Source organism: Alistipes sp. 56_sp_Nov_56_25 (genome assembly GCF_001915285.1).
Taxonomy (GTDB): Bacteria; Bacteroidota; Bacteroidia; order Bacteroidales; family Rikenellaceae; genus Alistipes; species Alistipes shahii.
Genome location: NZ_MNQF01000002.1, coordinates 42,129 through 63,491, shown reverse-complemented (window position 1 = coordinate 63,491; position 21,363 = coordinate 42,129). Strand labels below are relative to the sequence as shown.

At 61.5% G+C, this 21,363-nt stretch carries 17 protein-coding genes; 11 read left to right on the top strand and 6 right to left on the bottom strand.

The annotated features are described in order from the left end of the window. Window positions 1-283 precede the first annotated feature (283 nt). The 11 genes from BHV64_RS01115 to ung all read left to right on the top strand — a co-directional run bounded on the left by BHV64_RS01115 (window position 284) and on the right by ung (window position 12,924). Window positions 284-2,737, top strand: a complete 2,454-nt coding sequence (locus BHV64_RS01115; protein WP_195285270.1) for an ATP-dependent Clp protease ATP-binding subunit — start codon at window positions 284-286, stop codon at window positions 2,735-2,737. Window positions 2,738-2,868: 131 nt separating this feature from the next. After that, window positions 2,869-3,663: a hypothetical protein gene (locus tag BHV64_RS01110; protein ID WP_229094709.1), complete on the top strand. Its 795-nt coding sequence runs from the start codon at window positions 2,869-2,871 to the stop codon at window positions 3,661-3,663. Beyond that, window positions 3,663-4,907 carry a tetratricopeptide repeat-containing sensor histidine kinase gene (locus BHV64_RS01105; RefSeq protein ID WP_254886417.1) on the top strand — a complete coding sequence of 415 codons (1,245 nt, stop codon included), beginning with the start codon at window positions 3,663-3,665 and terminating at the stop codon, window positions 4,905-4,907. The genes BHV64_RS01110 and BHV64_RS01105 overlap by 1 nt, the downstream gene beginning before the upstream one ends. A gap of 115 nt (window positions 4,908-5,022) precedes the next feature. Beyond that, a complete protein-coding gene (locus BHV64_RS01100; RefSeq protein WP_217727805.1) occupies window positions 5,023-6,408 on the top strand; it encodes an MATE family efflux transporter in 1,386 nt (461 codons plus the stop codon). A 99-nt stretch (window positions 6,409-6,507) separates the two neighbouring features. Next, window positions 6,508-8,091 (top strand): regulatory iron-sulfur-containing complex subunit RicT, encoded by a 1,584-nt coding sequence (gene ricT, locus BHV64_RS01095; RefSeq protein WP_288115487.1) that lies wholly within the window; start codon window positions 6,508-6,510, stop codon window positions 8,089-8,091. Window positions 8,092-8,095: 4 nt separating this feature from the next. After that, entirely contained in the window at window positions 8,096-8,533 is a 438-nt protein-coding gene (locus BHV64_RS01090) for a hypothetical protein (protein ID WP_118406091.1), read from the top strand. A gap of 56 nt (window positions 8,534-8,589) precedes the next feature. Beyond that, window positions 8,590-9,339 carry a tRNA (guanosine(46)-N7)-methyltransferase TrmB gene (gene trmB, locus BHV64_RS01085; protein WP_015547565.1) on the top strand — a complete coding sequence of 250 codons (750 nt, stop codon included), beginning with the start codon at window positions 8,590-8,592 and terminating at the stop codon, window positions 9,337-9,339. A gap of 163 nt (window positions 9,340-9,502) precedes the next feature. Beyond that, window positions 9,503-9,877, top strand: a complete 375-nt coding sequence (locus BHV64_RS01080; protein WP_138265259.1) for a BlaI/MecI/CopY family transcriptional regulator — start codon at window positions 9,503-9,505, stop codon at window positions 9,875-9,877. A 5-nt stretch (window positions 9,878-9,882) separates the two neighbouring features. Beyond that, window positions 9,883-11,925 carry a M56 family metallopeptidase gene (locus tag BHV64_RS01075; protein WP_288115486.1) on the top strand — a complete coding sequence of 681 codons (2,043 nt, stop codon included), beginning with the start codon at window positions 9,883-9,885 and terminating at the stop codon, window positions 11,923-11,925. Continuing rightward, the gene (locus BHV64_RS01070) at window positions 11,880-12,113 is read left to right on the top strand and encodes a hypothetical protein (protein ID WP_288115485.1); all 234 of its coding nucleotides are present in this window, start codon (window positions 11,880-11,882) and stop codon (window positions 12,111-12,113) included. The genes BHV64_RS01075 and BHV64_RS01070 overlap by 46 nt, the downstream gene beginning before the upstream one ends. Window positions 12,114-12,261: 148 nt before the next feature. Continuing rightward, window positions 12,262-12,924, top strand: a complete 663-nt coding sequence (ung, locus tag BHV64_RS01065; protein WP_015547563.1) for a uracil-DNA glycosylase — start codon at window positions 12,262-12,264, stop codon at window positions 12,922-12,924. Window positions 12,925-13,002: 78 nt separating this feature from the next. Here ung and BHV64_RS01060 read toward each other — a convergent pair whose 3' ends face one another. The 6 genes from BHV64_RS01060 to clpP all read right to left on the bottom strand — a co-directional run bounded on the left by BHV64_RS01060 (window position 13,003) and on the right by clpP (window position 21,192). Continuing rightward, window positions 13,003-13,863 carry a sigma-70 family RNA polymerase sigma factor gene (locus BHV64_RS01060; protein WP_010266169.1) on the bottom strand — a complete coding sequence of 287 codons (861 nt, stop codon included), beginning with the start codon at window positions 13,861-13,863 and terminating at the stop codon, window positions 13,003-13,005. Window positions 13,864-13,920: 57 nt separating this feature from the next. Further along, entirely contained in the window at window positions 13,921-15,402 is a 1,482-nt protein-coding gene (locus tag BHV64_RS01055) for a Do family serine endopeptidase (RefSeq protein WP_138265261.1), read from the bottom strand. A 174-nt stretch (window positions 15,403-15,576) separates the two neighbouring features. Next, window positions 15,577-16,881 carry a methionine adenosyltransferase gene (gene metK / locus BHV64_RS01050; RefSeq protein WP_044054831.1) on the bottom strand — a complete coding sequence of 435 codons (1,305 nt, stop codon included), beginning with the start codon at window positions 16,879-16,881 and terminating at the stop codon, window positions 15,577-15,579. Between the two features lie 275 nt (window positions 16,882-17,156). Further along, window positions 17,157-19,190 carry a transketolase family protein gene (locus BHV64_RS01045; protein ID WP_288115484.1) on the bottom strand — a complete coding sequence of 678 codons (2,034 nt, stop codon included), beginning with the start codon at window positions 19,188-19,190 and terminating at the stop codon, window positions 17,157-17,159. Window positions 19,191-19,249: 59 nt separating this feature from the next. Further along, window positions 19,250-20,518: an ATP-dependent Clp protease ATP-binding subunit ClpX gene (clpX, locus tag BHV64_RS01040; RefSeq protein WP_015547555.1), complete on the bottom strand. Its 1,269-nt coding sequence runs from the start codon at window positions 20,516-20,518 to the stop codon at window positions 19,250-19,252. 5 nt (window positions 20,519-20,523) lie between these two features. After that, the gene (gene clpP, locus BHV64_RS01035; protein ID WP_015547554.1) at window positions 20,524-21,192 is read right to left on the bottom strand and encodes an ATP-dependent Clp endopeptidase proteolytic subunit ClpP; all 669 of its coding nucleotides are present in this window, start codon (window positions 21,190-21,192) and stop codon (window positions 20,524-20,526) included. Between the last annotated feature and the right edge of the window lie 171 nt (window positions 21,193-21,363).

Below are 21,363 nucleotides of genomic sequence, written 5' to 3'. Positions count from 1 at the left end.
GGCGGATTTCGGTGATCGTCAGCGAAATATCCGAAACATTCCGGCAAGTCGCGTCATAAAAAAGCCGATTCTATACATTTCCGTCCGGAAACACTCCGATAAAGCCCGCAAGATATTGGAAGTCAGCCGGTAAACCCGATGCCTTGGGGCTGCTCCGAAAATGCCCGTCCGACGGAAAGGCCTCTGCGTCAGCCACCAAAGTTCAGACACTAAACAAAAACGGCCGCATAATAATCACATACGCGCTCTCGTTAGTATGGCGAATTCATAACGACGACGCAACATGCAACCAAAAATTTCGAAAACGTTGGAGGGCATCATCGCCCGTTCGGCATTCAACACGACGAAGGCGGGAATGACGCATTCGCTCAAGGACTTCCTCACGCTGGAACTGCTCCGCGAAGAGGGGTCGCTCGCCTACCAGCTTTTATCCTCCCGGCTCAAGGACTGGGAGCTTTATCAGGTGCGCCTGCGCATCGAACGCGAGGTAATCAGCGCCAAACAGCAGGAGACCCGGTCGCCCGAGGAGTATTACCGCGACTTCACCGAGGAACTGCTCGTAATGCCGGGCGTCGCCCGGAGCGTGTCGACGGCCCACGCGCTGCTGGCCATCATCAGCGACCGTTCGACGGCGACCGCGCGCGTACTGGAGATGTACGGCGTGACGGCCGACAGCGTGTCGGGAGACCTGCAAAAATTCGCCGTGGGCGACGACTTCCGCACCGAAGTGCAGGTTCACATGCTCGACTTCGGCGAGGAGAACAGGAACGAGGAGAAAGGCCCGGCCCACCTGCTGGACAAGTTCGGCGTGAACCTTACGCGGCTGGCCCGCGAGGGGAAGATCGACCCGATCATAGGCCGCGAGCAGGAGATCGAACGCGTGGTGCAGATCCTCTCGCGCCGCAAGAAAAACAACCCGATCCTGATCGGCGAGGCCGGCGTGGGCAAGAGCGCCATCGTCGAAGGGCTGGCGCTGCGCATCGCGCGCGGCGAAGTGCCCTACACCATCGCCGACAAAACGCTCTTCTCGCTCGACGTCTCGTCGCTCGTGGCGGGCACGAAGTTCCGCGGCGAGTTCGAGGAGCGCATGCAGCAGCTTCTGGACGAACTGCGCAAAGCCAAGGACACGATCATCTTCATCGACGAGATACACACCATCGTGGGCGCCGGCTCCACGCAGGGCAGCCTCGACACGGCCAACATCCTCAAACCGGCCCTCGCGCGCGGCGAACTGCAAACCATCGGCGCCACGACGCTCGACGAGTACCGCGAGAACATCGAGACCGACTCGGCCCTCGAACGCCGCTTCCAGAAGGTGGTGATCGAGCCGACGACACCCGAGCAGACGCTCCAGATCCTGCGCAACATCGCGCCCCACTACGAGCGCCACCACAAGGTGCACTACACCGAGGAGGCGTTGCAGGCCTGCGTGACGCTCACCGGGCGTTACGTCACCGACCGCTATTTCCCCGACAAGGCCATCGACGCGCTGGACGAGGCCGGCTCGCGGGCGCACCTGCAATCGGCACGCGAACCGGAGGAGCTGCGGGCCATGAAGACGGCGCTCAGCGACGCCAGGCGCGAACGCCGCGAAGCGGTCGAAGCGCTGGTCTACGAGAAGGCCGCCTCGGCGCGCATGCGGGAAATCGCGCTGCGCTCGAAGCTGGGCGAGAGCCGCGCCGAATGGAAGCGCTCGCTCGAAAGCAATCCCGTGGAGATCACCGCAAGGCATATCCAGGAGGTGATTACCGCCATGACGGGCATCCCTGCGGAGCGCGTCTCGGACGGCGAGATGATCCGTCTGCAAACCCTGCGCGAACACCTCGCCAAGCGCGTCGTGGGACAGCAGGAGGCCGTGGAGAAGATTTCGCGCACCATCCGCCGTTCGCGCGCCGGACTGAAGGACGAAAACCGCCCCATCGGCGTCTTCCTCTTCGTCGGGCCCACGGGCGTCGGCAAGACGCTGCTGGCCAAGGAGGTGTCGAAATGGCTGTTCGACGAGCGCCGCGGGCTGATCCGGATCGACATGAGCGAATACGGCGAAAAACACAACGTGGCGCGCCTGATCGGCTCGCCCCCGGGATACGTCGGTTACGGCGAAGGAGGCCAGTTAACGGAGGCCGTGCGTCGTCAGCCCTACGCCGTGGTGCTCTTCGACGAGATCGAGAAGGCCCATCCCGAGGTCTTCAACGCCATGTTGCAGATCTTCGACGAAGGACACCTCACCGACGGCTCGGGACGCAAGGTCGACTTCCGGAACACGATCATCATTATGACCTCGAACGTGGGTTCGCGGGCCGTGGTCCGGAAATCGGTGCAGGTGGGTTACAGCACCACCTCGAAGAGCGCCGTGGCCGACCGGACGCCCCAGAGCGAGTACTGCAAGGCTCTGGAGCACACCTTCGCCCCGGAGTTCCTCAACCGCATCGACGACATCGTGCTGTTCCGCACGCTGGAGATCGCCGACGTGGAACGGATCGTCGACCTGGAATTGCAGGGGCTGATGGCCCGCACGGGCAGGCTGGGCTACAAGGTGAAGATCACCGAAGGGGCCAAACGCCGGCTGGCGGCCATGGGCTACGAGTCGCGCTACGGCGTGCGTTCGCTCAAGCGGACGCTGATGGACAACGTCGAGGAACCGCTCTCGACGCTGATCATCGACGGCAAGCTCCACGAGGGCGACACCGTGATCGTGGAGTCGGACAAGGGCCGCGGCGTAAAACTGCGCGTGGCATAACCGACCGCTCGCAGAGAGGGACCGGGATCGTTTCCCGGCCCCTTTTCGCATTTTTCCGGCAGGAAAGGATGCGATATTTTCCATTTTTCCTAAATTTGTGCGAATATTTCATACCTCTTCAGAGAAACCAAATGCGTCCGATTTCTCTGAAAACCCTCTCCGGGGCCTTGTTTATAACCCTCTGCGCCGCGACGACGGCGTTCGCAGCAACCACTGAAGCCGACAGCCTGTCCGCAGCGCTGTCCCGGGCGCGCACGCCCGCCGAACGGGAGCAGACCTATGTCCGGCTGGCCGACCTCTGCGCCGACAGCACGGCGCTCGCCGCCCTCTACTGGGAAGCCGCACTCACCGAAGCCGCCGGAGCCGGAGACGACTACGGATGCCGGGAGGCGCTGGACCGGCTCGTGCAGGGATTCTCGGCGAAGCAGCCCGAACGGGCTTTGGAGTACGTCCGCCTTGCGGACAGCCTCCTGCCCGACCGCCGCTTCGCGCTGTTCCGTGCATCGCTCAACGCCTTCTGGCTCTGGAAGCAGATGTCGGTGGCCAACTCGTTCGAGGCGATCGACCGCGCGCAGGCGGAGTTCCGCGAGCGGCAACCGGGCAGCCTCACCCCCGAGGAGGAGATCGAATGGGAATTCCTCACGGGACTCTCCATCGACTATTCGTCGATCGCCACCGAAGCCTACGGCAACATTCCCCAGGCCATCCCCTATGTGGAGCAGGCTCTCGCCAAGCTCGAAAAATACCCGCTGGAGGAACGCGTTCACTTCGAAAAACTCTGCCGCGAGGAACTTGCAGACATCTATCTCTACGCCGACGATCCGCGCGCCGCCGGTCAGATCGGCCGGTGCATCGACCTGCACCGCGCGTGGGTGGCTGCCGACAAACGTTTCGAACGCCCCGCCGCGACTCGGCGGAATACCTGATGCGGTCCTACGGCAAGATGGTCTTCCTGGGCGGCCTCCTCACCCGGGAGGAGGTGGACGGCTACTACGACAAATGCATGGAGCTGGCGCGCGGGCGCGGCGACCGCGAGGAGATATACAACACCAGCGCCCGTTATTACCGGGACAGGGGCGACTACGAGCGGAGCACGGCCTACATGGATTCGCTGCTGACCCACTACGCCGAGACCGGCAAAAAGGCGGATCTCGGCTCCATCTACATAGCGCAGTCGCACCTGTATGAAAAGGCGGGCGATTACGCAAAAGCCCTCGAAGCCATGCGGAAAGGCAACGACTTCCGCTACCACAGCCGCATGGACCAGGCGCAGAGCAAGCTGGCCGAGATGCAGGCGCTCTACGACGTCAACCGCCTCGAACTCGAAAAGTCCCGGCTGGCCGACCGCAACAAACTCTTCCTGCTTGTCGCCGGCGGCATCGTGCTGCTGCTCGCCGGCTGGGCCGCCTACCAGCAGGCGATGGTCCGGCGGCTGAAGCTGGCGCGCACGCAGTTCATGGCAGCCAGCGAAGAGGCGCAGCGCCAAAGCCGCCGCGCCCAGGAGAGCGAAAAAATGAAGACCGCCTTCATCAACTCGATGTGCCACGAGATACGCACGCCGCTGAACGCCATCAACGGCTTCTCCGAACTGCTGCTCACGGAACAGAAGCCTGCGGCCCGGCAGGCTTTTCAGGCCGAGATCTGGAAGAGCACCACGGCCCTGACCGCCCTGCTGGAGAACATGCTCGAACTCTCGCAGCTCGTCAGTTCCGAAAGCCCGCTCCCGGTCGCCCAGACCGACATCCGCCTGCTCTGCGCCGAACGGCTGGAGCTGCAAAAGCAGCTCGGCGACAATCCGGCGGTCGAATACGTCAACGAAGCGGGAACGGAGATCGAGATACCCACCAATGCCTTCTACCTGACGCGCGTCGTCGACAACCTGCTGCATAACGCCGCCAAGTTCACCGCCGCAGGACGCATCACGCTCCGTTGCCGCAACGACGAGCCCCGGCGCACGTTGCAAATCAGCGTCAGCGACACGGGCATCGGCATCCCGCCCGAAAAGCAGGAGTGGGTGTTCGAACGCTTCACCAAGGTCGACCCCTTCAAACCCGGTTCGGGCATCGGGCTTTACCTCTGCCGCCTGATCGTCACCCGCCTCGGGGGCGACATCCGCGTCTGCCCCGAATACAGCGGGGGCTGCTGCATCCGCATCGAACTGCCCTACTGATCCGCACCGCGGGCACTTTCGCAGCCCCTTCCGGCGCTTTTTCCGCCCCGGGAGGGGTTTGTGAATTGCAATCCCGGCGGAAATGGCTATCTTTGCACCTCAATACCCGAATCGAATGTACAGTTTCGCAACATACAAAGAGCAATACAAAGCCAACCTGCGGCTGGCGCTGCCCGTGGTGCTGACACAGCTGGGGCAGATCCTCACGCAGGTCGCCGACAACCTGATGGTCGGCCGCTACGGAGGCAGCGACCCCACGCCGCTGGCCGCCGTGTCGTTCGGCGGCGCCGTCTTCTTCATCCTCTTCATCGCCGCCATCGGCATCGCACTGGGCATGACGCCTCTCGTGGGCGAACTCTACGCGCAGGGCGACCGCGAGAAATCGTCGGGACTGCTCCAGAACGGCATTCTCTTCTACGGACTGCTGGGCGTGGCGATGGCCGCCGTGCAGTACGCCGTCATCCCGCTGATGTACCACCTCGGCCAGCCCGCCGAAGTGGTCGACATGGCCATCCCCTATTACAGGATGCTGGTGTGGAGCATGCCGTTCATCATGCTGTTCTTCACCTTCAAGCAGTTCCTCGAAGGCGTGGGCAACACGAAGGTCGAGATGTTCGTCACGATCGCGGCCAACCTCGCGAACATCGGCTTCAACTGGGTGTTCATCTACGGCCGCTACGGATTTCCCGAGATGGGCGCCGAGGGCGCGGGCCTGGGCACGCTGATGTCGCGCATCATCGCCCCGATGCTGATGATCGGCTACTTTTACAGCCGCAGCAAATACCGCGTCTATCTCGAAGGCTTTTCGCCGCGCAACTACTCGTGGGCGTCGGTCAGACAACTGCTGCACATGGGCCTGCCGATCTCGATGCAGATGTTCCTCGAAGCCTCGGCCTTCGTCGGCACGGGAATTATGATGGGGTGGTTCAACAAGGAGACGATGAGCGCCAACCAGATCGCCACGACCATCGGCAACTGCGCCTTTATGATCGTCATGTCGATCGGCGCGGCCACCACCATCCGCGTGTCGCACTGCTACGGCGCGCGCGACATCGGCCAGCTGTCGCTCGCGGCCAAGGCGTCGTACCACCTCGTGCTGGCGTGGAACGCCCTCGCAGCGCTGGTTTTCATCACGATGCGCAACGTGATCCCGACCTTCTTCACCACCAACGCCGAGGTGATCGCCATCGCCTCGAACCTGATGGTCTTCGCTGCGCTCTACCAACTGTCGGACGGCATCCAGAACGTCTCGGTGGGTATCCTGCGGGGCATTCAGGACGTGAAGATCATCATGCCGATCGCCTTCGTCTCCTACTGGCTGCTGAACCTCCCGGCGGGCTACCTGTTCGGTTTCACGATGGGCATGGGTCCTTCGGGGCTTTTCCTGGGCTTCTCGTTCGGACTGTCGGCCGCAGCCGTGATGATGATCGTGCGCATCCGCCGCAGCATCAGCCGTTTGCATGCAAACGGGAATTCACAATCCACAATTCGCAATTCATAAATTCAGTTTGCAGGCATAGTTCCCGAATAAGCCAAAATTGTGAATTGTGAATTCTGAATTGTGAATTATTTTGTATCTTTACGCAAATTATACCCAATCATGGATACCGAAAAACGACATACGGGCGCCTGCAAACCCGAAGTGGGCCGCGGGTGCGCCTTTTGCAACTGCGGCTCGGAGCCGGAAGCCAAACTCTGCGACGGGTGCTTCAAGCTCCACGAAACGGCCTGGCTCGACGAGTACCCGGTCAACATGCCGAGCGACATCGTCGAGGTGCGTTTCAAGAACCCCCGCCGTTCGTTCTACCAGAACGTCAACAACCTCGACCTCAAACGGGGCGACATCGTGGCCGTCGAAGCGTCGCCGGGCCACGACATCGGCGTCGTGTCGCTCACGGGCGACCTGGTGGCGCGCCAGATGCGCCGCACGGGATTCAACCCCTACAACGGCGAATACAAGAAGATCTACCGCAAGGCCAAACCCTACGATATCGAAAAGTGGCAGGAGGCCATCGCGCTGGAGCACGAGACGATGATCGCCTCGCGGCAGATCGCCGCCGACATGGGCCTGAACATGAAAATCGGCGACGTGGAGTATCAGGGCGACAAGATCAAGGCCATCTTCTACTACATCGCCGACGAGCGCGTGGACTTCCGCGAACTGATCAAGGTCTTCGCCGAACGGTTCCACATCCGCATCGAGATGAAGCAGATCGGCGCCCGCCAGGAGGCCGGACGCATCGGCGGACTGGGCGCCTGCGGCCGCGAACTGTGCTGCGCGTCGTGGATGTCGAGCTTTTCGAGCGTCACGACCGGAGCCGCGCGCGTGCAGGACATTTCGCTCAACCCCCAGAAGCTGGCCGGGCAGTGCTCGAAGCTCAAGTGCTGCATGATGTACGAATACGACACCTATGTCGACGCCCGCAAGGAGTTCCCGCGCCTGCGCGAACCGCTCCAGGCTGCCGAAGGCGAATGGTTCTGCGTCAAGAGCGACGTGCTGGCCGGAACGATGACCTTCTCTTCGTCGAAGGACGCGATGGCCAACGTCACCACGCTGCCCGTTTCGCGCGTGCGGGAGATCATGGCGCTGAACCGCCAGGGCAAGAAGGTCGAACGGTTGCAGGACGCCGACGACATCCGCCCGGAGATCGAGGAGCCGACCTACCGTTCGGAGGAGGATAGCATCACCCGCTTCGACCAGGCCAAACGCCGCAAGCGCGGCGGCCGCAACAACAAGGGCCGCGGCGAGCAGGGACGCCCCGCAGGGCAGAACGGACAGACGCCGCAGGAGTCCGGCGGAGAGACCCGCCAGCCGCGTGAAGGACAGCCCGGCCGTCCCGACAGGCAGCCGCGCCGCAACGACCGTCCGCGCAACGGAGGCAACGGAGGGGAGCGTCAGAACGGCGGCAACGGCAGCAACGGCGAGCGTCTGCACAACGGCCGCGGCGACAATAACCGAGGCGAAAACAACAGCCGTGAACCCCGCGAGAACAACGGCCGCGAACCCCGTGAAAACAACGGAGGCGGCCGTGAGGGCGGAAACCGCAGCCGCAACAACCGCAACCGCCGCCGCGGAAACGGAAACGGAAACGGAAACAACGGCGGAAACGCCCCGGCCGGCAATAACGGCAACGGAGGCGGCAGCGAAGGCGGCAATAACGGCGGAACGCATCAAAACCAATAGCGCGGTGAAACGCTCGGCAGGGCATATCGCGGCCGTGGCGGCCGCGCTTCTGGCCGGAAGCTGCGTCTCGCCCCACCAGTCGGCGGTCACCGACGTCAACCCCGCCCGGTGGGACTCGCGGGCCGAAATCCGCCTGCCAAACGCAGACACCGTGTCGCTGCGCGACGCCGTGATCTTCCTGCGCTGCAACGACCGCTTCGCGGAGGACACGTTGACGGTCCGCATCGCCACCGTAACCCCCGATTCGCTCCGCTTCGGGGAGTGGTTCCTGCTCGTCATCCCGCACCCGAAAGGTCCCGCGGCCCTGATGCGCGAGGCAGCGATCCCCTACCGCCGCCGAATCCGCCTCACGCAGCACGGCGACTACCGCTGCTCGGTCACGCCGGTCCGCCCCGTCCGCGGGGTCGAAGCCGTCGGCGTCGACCTGCAGCAAAGCAGATAACCGAAAACACATTACCGTCCTGCCGGCCCCGCAGTCCGGCGGAACAACAGACCACTATGGGCAAAGACAAGCTCCGCAGGTTCCGCGAGAACCTGACTTTCGAATGTTTCGTGCAACCCGAATTCGACGAGGTGTTCCACCGCGACCACCCGCTGAAAGGGAACTGGAACCGTGATTTCTTCCGCAACGACAATCCCATCGTACTGGAACTGGGCTGCGGCAAGGGCGAATACACCGTCGCGCTGGCTCAGCGCGACCCGCAGCGCAACTACATCGGCATCGACATCAAGGGCGCACGCATGTGGCGCGGCGCGAAGACCGCCACGGACCGCAGGATGCACAACGTAGGCTTCCTGCGCACACGCATCGAGTTCATCGACGCGCTGTTCGCCGAAAACGAAGTGTCCGAAATCTGGATCACCTTCCCCGATCCGCAGCTCAAGACCCGGCGGGCCAAGAAACGTCTCACCTCGCCGCTCTACCTGGCTTGTTACGCCCGCCTGCTCCGGCCCGACGGGTGGATCAACCTCAAGACCGACTCCAAGCACCTCTACGCCTACACGGGCGAGGTCATCCGCCATTACGGGCTGACTTGCGAGGTCTCCGAACCCGACATCTACGGTTCGGGGTTCGCCGACGAGGTGCTTTCGGTCAAGACGGCTTATGAAACCCGCTTTCTCGAAATGGGACTTCCGATCACCTACACGCGCTTCGCGCTGGGCGGCCGGCACGAATTCCCGTGGTTCGACTGGGAGGAGGACGACAAGGAGGAGAAAGACAACGAGGCCGAACGGCAGCTACGATAGCCTCGCTCCCAGCTCCGACCACTCCGACCAGGCCTCTCCACCTTTCTTATAAACATTAGGTATCAATTATTTCGGGCTTATCTACTAAATTTTTAGATCGAAAATTTGTTTTACTAAAAATTTAGTAGTAATATTGTGTCGTAAACCCGAAACAACACGACCTATGAATACCAAGATTACGGAACTGACTCGCGGCGAGGAGGAGATCATGCAGATTCTCTGGCGTCTGGGCGACGCGGTGGTCAACGACATCATCGCCCGGACCGACGAACCCCACCCCAAGTACACCACCGTCGCCACGTTTCTCAAGATTCTGGAGAACAAGGGCTTCGTCAGCCATACGGCCGAGGGCAAGAGCCACCGCTATTTTCCGCTGATCGGCCGCGAGGAGTATGCCCGCGGCGTCATGTCGTCGATGCTTTCCAGCTATTTCGACGGCTCGCTGGCCCAACTGGTGTCGTTCTTCTCGCGCCATGAAAACATCCCCGCCCGGGAGATGGATGAAATTCTCGAAATCATGCACAACGCCAAAAAATAACCGTCGTGAAAACCCTCGCCATCTACGCCCTCGAAGCGCTGGCTTGCAGCGGCGTGCTGCTGGCGGCCTACGCCATCCTGCTCGAACGGCACGTGCGGTTCGGCTGGTGCAGGGCCTACCTGCTCGCATCGACCCTCCTGGCGGCGGTCATTCCGCTGCTGCGCATCCCCGTCTGGCCGGGCAAGGTGATCGAGGTCGCCCCGACGGTCGCACTGCCCGCGGCCGAATGGACCGCCGAGGTGGTCGAAGAGGCGGCTCCGGCCGTCACACCCGAAGCGATATGCCTGGCGGTATACCTGATCGGGGTCGGGCTGGTCGCGGGCGTCATGCTGTGGCAGGTCGTGCGCATCCGCCGGCTGCGGCGCAGTGCGGCGATCACCCGCACGGAGCGTTTCACGCTCGTGCGCACCCCGCAGCGGATCGCGTCGTTCTCGTTCTTCCGCTCGATCTACCTCTGGGACCAGATCTCGGCCGGAGAGTTGCAGGCCATCGTAGCCCATGAGGCGAGCCACGTCGCCCACCGCCACTCCGCCGAGCGCGTGGCGATGGAATGCATGAAGGCCGCGCTGTGGTGGAACCCTTTCGTATGGCTCGCCGCACGGCGGCTCACCGAAGCCGAGGAGTTCGAAGCCGACAGCGACGTGCTGGCCGAAGGGTACGACATCGAACATTACATGAAAACCATATTCAGGCAGCTATTCGGTTATAGTCCGGAAATAGCCAACGGGCTGCGGGATTCCTTAACCAAAAAACGCTTTAAAATGATGACAACGAAAACTTCCGGCAGGCACTCCCTGCTGCGGCTGGCGGGAACGCTTCCCGCCGTGATAGGACTCCTGTGCGCTTTCTCGCTGACCACGCGCGCCGCCGAGGTCCGGATTGCAGAAACCGAAAAGGCCCCGGCCGACGAAACGGCGTCCCAGGACGCAACGAAGAAAAAAGTCTCCGTAACCGTCTTCCAGAACGGCCAGCCGCTTCCGGGCGCAATCGTACTGATCAGCAGATCGAACGTCGGAACCGTGACCGGCAAGGAGGGCACGGCGCAGATTTCAGCGGCTCCCGGCAATGAACTTGTCATCTCCTACGTCGGCTGCCAGACCCGGAAAGTCCGCGTCTCCGACAAATCCGGCGCAGAGAGTTTTGAAATCACCTTGGAGACCGAGAGCAACAAGCTCGACCCCGTCAGCGTAACCCCCGGCGACCAAAAAACGCCCGCGCCTCAAAGCGCCGCAGGAGCCGAAAAGGAGCGGAAAGCCAAACCGCTCTATATCGTCGACGGCGTCGAGCGGACGAGCATCGACGACATCGCCCCCAATACGATCGAACGGATCAGCGTCCTCAAAAATCAGTCCTCCACCGCAGTGTACGGTTCGCGGGGTAAAAACGGCGTGATCGTGATCACCACCAAAGGCGCAGCCAAACCGGCGGCTGACGAAGCCGTTTTCAACGAGAAACCCGGATCGGTCAAAATCGCCTCCGCGTCCACGGAAGACATGCCGTTTCTGATCGTCGAAAAGATGCCTTCGTTCCGCGGCGGCGACCTCAACGACTTCCGCGCGTGGGTGCAGGAGCACCTCCAATACCCCGCCGAGGCCGTGGAACGGAACATTCAGGGCCGCGTGGTCGTGACGTTCACCATCGAAAAAAGCAACATCCTGGTATTGCAATCGCCCGACAAACTGCTTGCCGACGAGGCCCGCCGCGTGATCGCCTCCTCGCCCGCCGGAGCATGGACGCCCGGCGAGCAGCGCGGAGAGAAGGTGCGCGTGAAATATACGCTGCCCGTTGATTTCCGCCTGCCCCAGACCGAAAGCGCAACCGTGCAGGGCGCTCCCGACGGTAACGAACCATTCCTGGTCACCGAGAAGATGCCTTCGTTCCGAAGCGGCGAGATCAAAGACTTCCGCAACTGGATACAGATGCACATCCAATACCCGGCCGAAGCGATGAAAAACAATATCCAGGGACGTGTCATCGTCTCGTTCAAAGCAACATCCTGGTATTGCAATCGCCCGACAAACTGCTTGCCGACGAGGCCCGCCGCGTGATCGCCTCCTCGCCCGCCGGAGCATGGACGCCCGGCGAACAGCGCGGAGAGAAGGTGCGCGTGAAATATACGCTGCCCGTCGATTTTTACCTCCAAGGCAGCGGGGACAAGCTCTCCGAACGGCCTGAAAAACCCCAAGGCAGTCTCGACGGAATCCTCGTCGTGGGCTACGGCGCAACCTCAAAATAGCCCCCTTCTTACCATCAGCGACGGGCGGCGTCCACCCCAAGTTCAGCGGATGCCGCCCGTTTTTTGCCCTGCCCGCCGAAATCCGCCGCAAAAACACGGCATTCCGGGAACTTTTTACTACATTTACACGACTTTAACCGCTCGTAACATGGATGTAAAGATAGCCCCCGACTGGAAGGAACTCCTCGCCCCGGAGTTCGAAAAACCCTATTTCGCGCAGCTCACGGAGTTCGTACGGCAGGAATACGCCTCGCGGCGCATCTTCCCGCGCGGCAGCAACATCTTCCGCGCCTTCGACAAATGCCCGTTCGACCGCCTGAAAGTGGTCGTCATCGGCCAGGACCCCTATCACGGTCCCGGACAGGCCAACGGGCTTTGTTTCTCGGTCGCGGACGGAGTTCCCTTCCCGCCCTCGCTGCAAAACATCTTCAAGGAGGTCTCCGACGACACCGGCACGCCCATACCGTCTACGGGCAACCTCGACCGCTGGGCCGAACAGGGAGTGCTGCTTTTGAACGCCGTGCTCACGGTCCGCGCCCACGAAGCCGCATCGCACGCCGGCCGCGGCTGGGAGACCTTCACCGACGCCGTGGTGCGCGCCATCGCCCAGCGCAAAGAGGGCATCGTCTACATGCTCTGGGGCAGCTACGCCCAGAAGAAAGGCGCCATCGCCGACCCGCAGCGCAACCTGATCCTCAAAGCCGTGCACCCTTCGCCGCTGTCGGTCTACCGGGGATTCTTCGGCTGCCGCCACTTCTCGCGCGCCAACGAATACCTCCGCTCCGTGGGCAAGGAACCGATCGTGTGGTAATCCGCCCCGCCCGAAAGACGAAAAATCCCGGCCCTGCAAGAAGCAAGGCCGGGATTTTTACGAACTGCACGGGATTCCCTATCCCAGATAGGATTTCAGGAGTTTCGACCGCGACGAATGCCGGAGGCGGCGAATCGCCTTCTCCTTGATCTGACGCACGCGCTCGCGCGTCAGGTCGAACTTCTCGCCGATCTCTTCGAGAGTCATCTCCGAGGTTCCGATGCCGAAGAAGTACTTGATGATGTCGCGCTCACGCTCCGTGAGGGTCTCCAGCGCACGGTCCACCTCGGTCGACAGCGACTCGTTGATCAGCCCGCGGTCGGCATTGGGCGAATCGGGATTCACCAGCACATCCAGCAGCGAGTTGTCCTCGCCGTCGGCGAACGGAGCGTCGACCGATACGTGGCGGCCAGCGACACGCAGCGTGTCGGTGACCTTCTCCTTCGGGAGTTCCAGTTCCGTAGCCAGCTCTTCGGGCGACGGCGTGCGCTCGTGCTCCTGCTCGAAGCGTGCGAACGCCTTGTTGATCTTGTTCAGCGAACCCACCTGGTTGAGCGGCAGACGCACGATGCGCGACTGCTCGGCCAAAGCCTGGAGAATCGACTGACGAATCCACCACACGGCATAGGAGATGAACTTGAAACCGCGGGTCTCGTCGAACTTCTCGGCGGCCTTGATCAGCCCGAGGTTGCCCTCGTTGATCAGGTCCGGGAGGCTCAATCCCTGATTCTGGTATTGTTTGGCGACGGACACCACGAAACGCAGGTTGGCTTTGGTGAGCTTCTCAAGCGCTTCCTGGTCTCCTTTTTTAATTCGCTGGGCGAGTTCCACCTCCTCCTCGACCGTGATAAGCTCCTCCTTGCCGATTTCCTGCAAGTACTTGTCCAGCGAGGCGCTTTCGCGGTTGGTGATGGACTTTGTAATCTTTAATTGACGCATATTTTTTTCTAACTATCCTAATAATACTGCAATCCATAAACCCGCCCGGGCTGCGATTTACTCCACCAGCGTGTAGCTTGCCGAACGGCCGTTGGGATAAACGCCGTCGATCGAACGGACCTTCTCCGTCATCCGCTGCATGTCGCCGAGCGAATAGACCGGGCGGTCGTTGATGTGAGTGATCACAAATCCCTGTTTAACACGGGCGCGGGCCAGAATTCCGTCGGCCTTGATGCCGACCACCTGCACGCCGCCCTTGATGTCAAGTTCGCGGCACAGTTTGGCGCCCGCATCGGCGAACTTACCTCCGAGCGCATCGACAACGTCGACGTCCTCCTTGGTAACCAATTCCGTTTTACCTGCTTTATTACGCAAAGTAACATCAAATTGTTTCACCTTTCCGTCTCTTTTTACGGATAATTTAACCGTATCGTTGGGTCGGCGTTTGGCGATCTGCTCCTGAAGCGTCGAAGGCTCAACAATTTTCACGCCATCAATGTCCAGAATCACGTCTCCCTTGCGGATTCCGGCCTCCGAAGCGGCTCCGCCCTCGACAACTGCGGCCACGTAGGCGCCGCCCAGATCCTTGATGCCCAACTCTTTACCCTCCGTATCGAGGAAATCCTGATCCACGACGCGGAACTGTACGCCCAGCAGGGCGCGCTGCACGACGCCGAACTCCTTCAGATCGACCACCACCTTGCGGACGATCGACTCGGGAATGGCGAACGAATAGCCCACGTAGCTTCCCGTCTGCGACTTGATCAGCGTGTTGATGCCCACCAGCTCGCCGTGGGTGTTGACCAGCGCGCCGCCCGAGTTGCCGGGGTTCACCGCCGCGTCGGTCTGGATGAACGACTCGATCCTGAAATCGTTGGGAATGGCTCCCAGCTGCCGCGCCTTGGCGCTCACGATGCCGGCCGTGATGGTCGACTGCAAGTCGAACGGCGAACCGATCGCCAGCACCCATTCGCCCAGACGCAGCGCATCGGACGATCCGAAAGCCAGCGTAGGCAGCCCCTTGGCCTCGACCTTCAGCAGCGCGAGGTCCGTCGCCGAATCCTTGCCGATGAGTTTGGCGTCGAACGAACGCCCGTCGTTGAGCTTCACCTTGAGTTTCGAAGCCCCGTCCACGACGTGGTTGTTCGTCACGATATAGCCGTCCTCCGAAATAATCACGCCCGAACCGCCGGCCCGCTGCTCGCGGTACTGCGGACCTCCGTCGCCGCGGCCATAATCCTGCGGGATTCCGAAGAACTCCAGAAACGGATCGTAGCCCCGGCGCTGGGGCATCTCGACCTGCTGGATGGCCTCGATGTTCACGACGGCCTTCACCGCATTCTCGGCGGCGTAGGTGAGGTCGGGATACTGCTCGGCCTGGTAAGACGTAAACTGGGTTCCCAGCGCGGGCGTACGTTCCACCTCGCGCTCGATGTATGCGACGGAACCTCCGCGGTCCGCGGAAACCGTCCAAGCCGTCAGTCCGCCGGCTGCGGCCGACACGGCTACGAGTCCTAAAATCAAAAATGCCTTTTTCATAATGAATTAAATGTTTTGGTTCTATTAATCAGAGGCAACTTCATTACATAAGCTGTACGTTTAAATTTCAATTTCGAAGGACAAACGCACAATAACGTCCGGTTAGTATGTCCTTTTCGCACAAAAATCGGGACATCCTGCACGGACGCCCCGATTTTTCAGCGTATCCGGACGCTAAAGGCCGAACTCCCGCTTGATCTGCTCCACGGCATCAAGTTTCTCCCAGCCGAAGAACTCGATTTCGCGCTCGGTCTCGACGCCGTTTTCCCAGACCTTCTCCACCTTCGTGTAAGGACGATTGCCGAAATGCCCGTAGGAGGCCGTCGCCTCGAAGATCGGGTTTTTCAGGCCGAAACGCTTCACGATGGCCGCGGGACGCAGGTCGAAGAGCTTCCCGATGCGGCGGGCGATCTCGCCGTCGGTCATGCCGGCCAACGCCGCGGGACGGGGTGAATTGTAGGTATCGACGTAGATCGACAGCGGCTGCGCGATGCCGATGGCGTAGCTCAACTCGACCAGAATCTGGTCGGCGACGCCCGCCGCCACGAGGTTCTTGGCGATGTGGCGCGCGGCATAGGCCGCCGAACGGTCCACTTTGGACGAGTCCTTGCCCGAAAAGGCGCCGCCGCCGTGCGCGCCGCGGCCGCCGTAGGTGTCGACGATGATCTTGCGGCCCGTAAGTCCCGTGTCTCCGTGAGGCCCTCCGATCACGAACTTGCCCGTGGGGTTCACGTGCAGGATGTAGTCGTCGCCGATCAGTGCGGCCAGCTGGTCGCCGGCGCGCTCCAGACGCGCCTTGACCCGCGGAATGAGAATCGTGCGCACGTCCTCGCGGATTTTGTCCTGCATCTGTTTTTCCGCCTCCTTCTCGCTGCGGCCCTCGCCCGGGAGGATGAACTCGTCGTGCTGCGTCGAGACGACGATCGTATGCACGCGCAGCGGCTTGTTCGTCGTCTCGTCGTACTCGATCGTGACCTGCGACTTCGAGTCGGGACGCAGATAGGTCATCACCTCGCCTTCGCGGCGGATGACGGCCAGCTCCTTGAGGATCACGTGCGACAGGATCAGCGTCGCGGGCATCATCTCGCGGGTCTCGTTGCAGGCGTAGCCGAACATGATGCCCTGGTCGCCGGCGCCCTGCTCCTCCTCGGCTTCGCGGACGACGCCCTGGTTGATGTCCGACGACTGTTCGTGAATGGCCGACAGAATGCCGCACGAGTTGCCGTCGAACTGATAGTCGCTCCGGGTGTAGCCGATGCGGTTGATCACGCGGCGCGCCACGCCCTGCACGTCGACATACGCCTCCGAGCGCACTTCACCCGCCACGACCACGAGTCCCGTGGTGCAAAGGGTTTCGCAGGCGACTTTCGAGTTGGCGTCGCGGCGCAGGAATTCGTCGAGGATTGCGTCGGAAATCTGATCCGAAACCTTGTCGGGATGTCCTTCGGACACCGATTCCGATGTAAATAAAAAGCCCATTTTCATACATTTTTAATGGTTAAACGTATAAAATGGGAAAAATTGGCTGTTGAAAATAAAAAATGTGCTGTTTTAGCGATTTTTTATTGTGGTTTGCAATCAGTCAAATCTTTCCACATTTCCCCGCTTGACAGACGGGATTGCAAAGATAGGCATAATTTCGGAATCTGCAAAACAAAAGCCACCGCGTCGGGCGGTGGCTCCTGCACATTTTATATATAGGTCACTTCGGCGGCAACTCGAAAATCGTTGCCGCCGAACCCGGACGGTCTCCGCTATTTCCCGAGCATCTTCTTCACTTCGGCGGCGACGGTAGCCCCGTTGTAGCCGAACTTCTCGTCGAGCACCTTGTAGGGGGCCGACCAGCCGAAATGGTCGAGACCGTGGATCACGCCGTTCTCGCCCACCAGTCCCCGGAGATTGACCGGAAGGCCCGAAGTCATGCCGTAGCGCGCAACGCCCGCAGGCAGCACGCTCTCCTGGTACGAACGGGGCTGGTCGCGGAACAGCCCCTCGCTCGGGACGTTCACCACACGGACCGGAATGCCCTCGGCGGCCAGCAGTTCGGCGCCTTCGACCAGCGTTGCGACCTCCGAACCCGTGGCGATCAGCACCGCGGCGGGTTTGGCGGCATCCATCACCACATAACCGCCCTTGGCGACCTGCGCGGCCTCCTCGCGGCGGATGGCGCCCAGCGTCGGCAGGGTCTTGATGTTCTGGCGCGACAGCACGAGCGCCACAGGGCGGTGCTCCTCGACGGCCAGTTTCCACGCCATGACGGTCTCATCGCCGTCGGCCGGACGCAGCACGAGCATCGAACGCTCGTCGTGGTGGTTGCGCAGGTGCTCCATCAGGCGGATCTGCGCCTCGTGCTCCACGGGCTGGTGCGTCGGGCCGTCCTCGCCCACGCGGAACGAGTCGTGCGTCCAGACGTAGACCACATGCAGGCGCATCAGCGCCGAGAGGCGCACGGCGGGCTTCATATAATCGGAGAAGACGAAGAACGTGCCGCAGACGGGGATCACGCCGCCGTGCAGCGCCATGCCGTTCGCAACGCAGGCCATCGTCAGCTCCGAGACGCCCGCCTGGAAGAATTTCCCACTGAAATCGCCCTTCGTGAACGCCTTGGTCTTCTTCAGGTAACCGTCGGTCTTGTCCGAATTCGACAGGTCGGCCGAAGCCACGATCATGTTGTCGATCTTCTCGGCGAAGACGCCCAGCACCGTCGCCGATGCGGCGCGCGTAGCCACGTCGGCCTTCATCTCGATGGACTTGTAGTCGATTTCGGGAAGTTTGCCCGAAAGGAAATCGTCGAGTTTGCGCGCCAGCTCCTTATGCTCCGCGCGCCACGACTTCTCGACGGCGGCCTGCTTCGCGGCCCACTCCTTCAACGCCTCGCGACGTTCGGCGAAGACCTCGCGGCTCTCCGCGAAGACGGCGAACGGATTCTCCGCATCGCCGCCCAGGTTCTTCACCGTAGCGGCGAAATCGGCCCCGGCGGCCGTCAGCGGCTGGCCGTGGGTCGAGACTTTGTTTTCGAAGCTCTCTCCGGCGGGGCCTTTGGCGCCCTTGCCCATGACGGTATGGCCGATGATGAGCGTCGGACGCTCGGTCTCGCTCTCGGCGGCGACCAGCGCCTCGCGGATCTCATTGATGTTGTGCCCGTCGATCGACAACACGTTCCAGCCCCACGCCTCGTACTTCATGGCCACGTTCTCGGTCATCACCTCGTCGACCATCGTCGAGAGCTGAATGTTGTTCGAATCGTAGTACATCACGAAGTTCGACAGGCCCAGATGGCCGGCGATGCGGCCCACGCCCTGCGAAATCTCCTCCTCGACGGCGCCGTCCGAAATATAGGCATAGGTCTTGTGCGCCATCCACTCGCCGAAACGGGCGGCCATGAAGCGTTCCGCAATGGCGGCTCCCAGCGCCATGGCGTGGCCCTGTCCCAACGGTCCCGACGTATTCTCCACGCCGCGCATCACGTCCACCTCCGGGTGCCCCGGCGTCACGCTGCCCCACTGGCGCAGCGATTGCAGATCTTCAGTCGAATAGTGCCCGGCCAGCGCGAGCGTCGAATAGAGCATCGGCGACATGTGGCCCGGATCGAGGAAGAAACGGTCGCGGTAGGGATACGCCATATTATCGGGGTCGTAACGCAGGAACTCGGTGAAGAGCACCGTGATGAAATCCGCGCCGCCCATGGCGCCGCCGGGATGCCCCGACTTGGCCTTCTCGACCATCGCGGCCGAAAGGATGCGGATATTATCGGCAACGCGCGTAAGTTTTGAATTCGTTGTAGACATGGAGTTAGTATTTTATGCGTTTTAGCTGTTTATTCCCGGCAAAGATAGTCAAAAAGAAATTATCCGACTTGTTTAAGTTCTAAAATATTTGCCTTTTCTATCTTTTTCTTTGCATAAGGCAAAGTGACGGTGAACTTTCGGGCATCGGTCGAGGGGATGTCGAACATCGTGTCCATCATAATCGCCTCGCAGATCGAGCGCAGACCGCGCGCGCCGAGCTTGAACTCGACGGCCTTGTCGACGATGTAGTCCAGCGCGTCATCGTCGAAGGCGAGTTTCACGCCGTCGAGTTCGAACAGACGCTTGTACTGCTTGACGATGGCGTTCTTCGGCTCGGTGAGGATCGAACGCAGGGCCGCGCGCTCCAGCGGCTGCATGTAGGTCAGCACCGGGAGACGTCCCACCAGTTCGGGAATCAGTCCGAACGACTTGAGGTCCTGCGGCGTGACGTACTGCATCAGGTTCGAGCGGTCGATGGGATCTGCGTTCAGCCGCCCGTAACCCATCGCGCGGGTGTTCAGCCGCTGGGCGATCTTCTTCTCGATGCCGTCGAACGCACCGCCGCAGATGAAGAGGATGTTGCGCGTGTCGACCTGGATGAATTTCTGCTCGGGGTGCTTGCGGCCGCCCTGGGGAGGCACGTTGACCACCGTTCCTTCGAGGATTTTCAGCAGGGCCTGCTGCACGCCCTCGCCCGAAACGTCGCGCGTGATGGAGGGGTTGTCGCCCTTGCGCGCGATCTTGTCGATCTCGTCGATGAAGACGATGCCGCGCTCGGCCTGCTCGACGTTGTAGTCGGCGACCTGCAACAGCCGCGAGAGGATGCTCTCGACATCCTCGCCCACATATCCCGCCTCGGTCAGAACGGTCGCGTCGACGATCGTGAACGGCACTTTCAGCAGCTTGGCGATCGTGCGGGCCATCAGCGTCTTGCCCGTGCCCGTCGGACCGACCAGCACGATGTTCGACTTGTCGATCTCGACCTCGTCCTCCTTCGGGGCGTACAGCAGCCGCTTGTAGTGGTTGTAGACCGCCACGGACATATACCGCTTGGCGGCATCCTGCCCGATGACATACTGGTCGAGGAACTCCTTGATCTGCGCCGGCTTGAGCAGTTCCTCCATCTTGAGCGGAGCCGCCGCCGGACGCCGTCCCCGTTCGGAGGCGATGTCGTTGTCGACGATGATCTTATAGCCGTTCTCGATACATTTGTTACAGATATTCGCGCCGTCCGAACCCTGGAACATGATCTCCACGTCCGTGCGCTTGGCGCCGCAGAACGAGCAGCAGTCGCCGCCGTTCTTGTTGTTGTTCTTATTCTGTGCCATGCGGTTTACTTGTCTCGTTTGGAAAGCACCTCGTCGATCAGTCCGTAATCCTTCGCCTCGCGGGCCGACAGCCAGTAGTCGCGGTCGGCGTCCTTCTCGATCTTCTTGACCGGGACGCCCGAGTGGACCGAGAGGATTTCGTACAGCTCGCGCTTGGTTTTCAGAATCTCGCGCGCCGTGATCTCGATGTCCGAGGCCTGACCCTGCGCGCCGCCCAGCGGCTGGTGGATCATCACCCGCGAATGCGGGAGCGCCGAACGCTTGCCCTTGGCGCCCGCCGTGAGCAGCACGGCGCCCATCGAGGCGGCAAGCCCCGTGCAGATGGTCGCCACGTCGGAGTTCACCAGCTGCATGGTGTCGTAAATGCCCAGTCCGGCCGAAACCGACCCGCCGGGCGAGTTAATGTAGATCTGAATGTCCTTCTCGGGATCGACCGATTCGAGGAACAGCAGCTGGGCCTGGATGATATTGGCCGCGTCGTCGTAGATCGGCGCGCCGAGGAAGATGATGCGGTCCATCATCAGGCGCGAGAAAACGTCCATCGTGGCGATGTTCAGCTGACGCTCCTCGATGATCGTAGGCGACACGTAGGCCGCGCTTACCGACTGGAAATCGTGCAGTTTCAGCGAACTGATCCCGCAGTGGTTCCGTGCGTATTTTTCAAATTCTGACATAGTCGTATTTATTTACTCTTCATATTCTGCCTTCTGCCGGTCAGGAGCGCACAAGCCGCCGGAAGCATTCCGGATTCCCCATCGCCCCCGAAACCCGCTTCTTAAAGCGGGCGCGAAAACCGCCGCAAGCGATCCGGCCCCCGTCGCTCCCGAAAGCCGCCTCCCAGGCGG

Coding starts and splice junctions, on each gene's coding strand:
- BHV64_RS01115 (WP_195285270.1), top strand. CDS start 284: ATGCAACCAAAAATTTCGAAAACGTTGGAGGGCATCATCGCCCGTTCG.
- BHV64_RS01110 (WP_229094709.1), top strand. CDS start 2,869: ATGCGTCCGATTTCTCTGAAAACCCTCTCCGGGGCCTTGTTTATAACC.
- BHV64_RS01105 (WP_254886417.1), top strand. CDS start 3,663: ATGCGGTCCTACGGCAAGATGGTCTTCCTGGGCGGCCTCCTCACCCGG.
- BHV64_RS01100 (WP_217727805.1), top strand. CDS start 5,023: ATGTACAGTTTCGCAACATACAAAGAGCAATACAAAGCCAACCTGCGG.
- ricT (WP_288115487.1), top strand. CDS start 6,508: ATGGATACCGAAAAACGACATACGGGCGCCTGCAAACCCGAAGTGGGC.
- trmB (WP_015547565.1), top strand. CDS start 8,590: ATGGGCAAAGACAAGCTCCGCAGGTTCCGCGAGAACCTGACTTTCGAA.
- BHV64_RS01080 (WP_138265259.1), top strand. CDS start 9,503: ATGAATACCAAGATTACGGAACTGACTCGCGGCGAGGAGGAGATCATG.
- ung (WP_015547563.1), top strand. CDS start 12,262: ATGGATGTAAAGATAGCCCCCGACTGGAAGGAACTCCTCGCCCCGGAG.
- BHV64_RS01060 (WP_010266169.1), bottom strand. CDS start 13,863: ATGCGTCAATTAAAGATTACAAAGTCCATCACCAACCGCGAAAGCGCC.
- BHV64_RS01055 (WP_138265261.1), bottom strand. CDS start 15,402: ATGAAAAAGGCATTTTTGATTTTAGGACTCGTAGCCGTGTCGGCCGCA.
- metK (WP_044054831.1), bottom strand. CDS start 16,881: ATGGGCTTTTTATTTACATCGGAATCGGTGTCCGAAGGACATCCCGAC.
- BHV64_RS01045 (WP_288115484.1), bottom strand. CDS start 19,190: ATGTCTACAACGAATTCAAAACTTACGCGCGTTGCCGATAATATCCGC.
- clpX (WP_015547555.1), bottom strand. CDS start 20,518: ATGGCACAGAATAAGAACAACAACAAGAACGGCGGCGACTGCTGCTCG.
- clpP (WP_015547554.1), bottom strand. CDS start 21,192: ATGTCAGAATTTGAAAAATACGCACGGAACCACTGCGGGATCAGTTCG.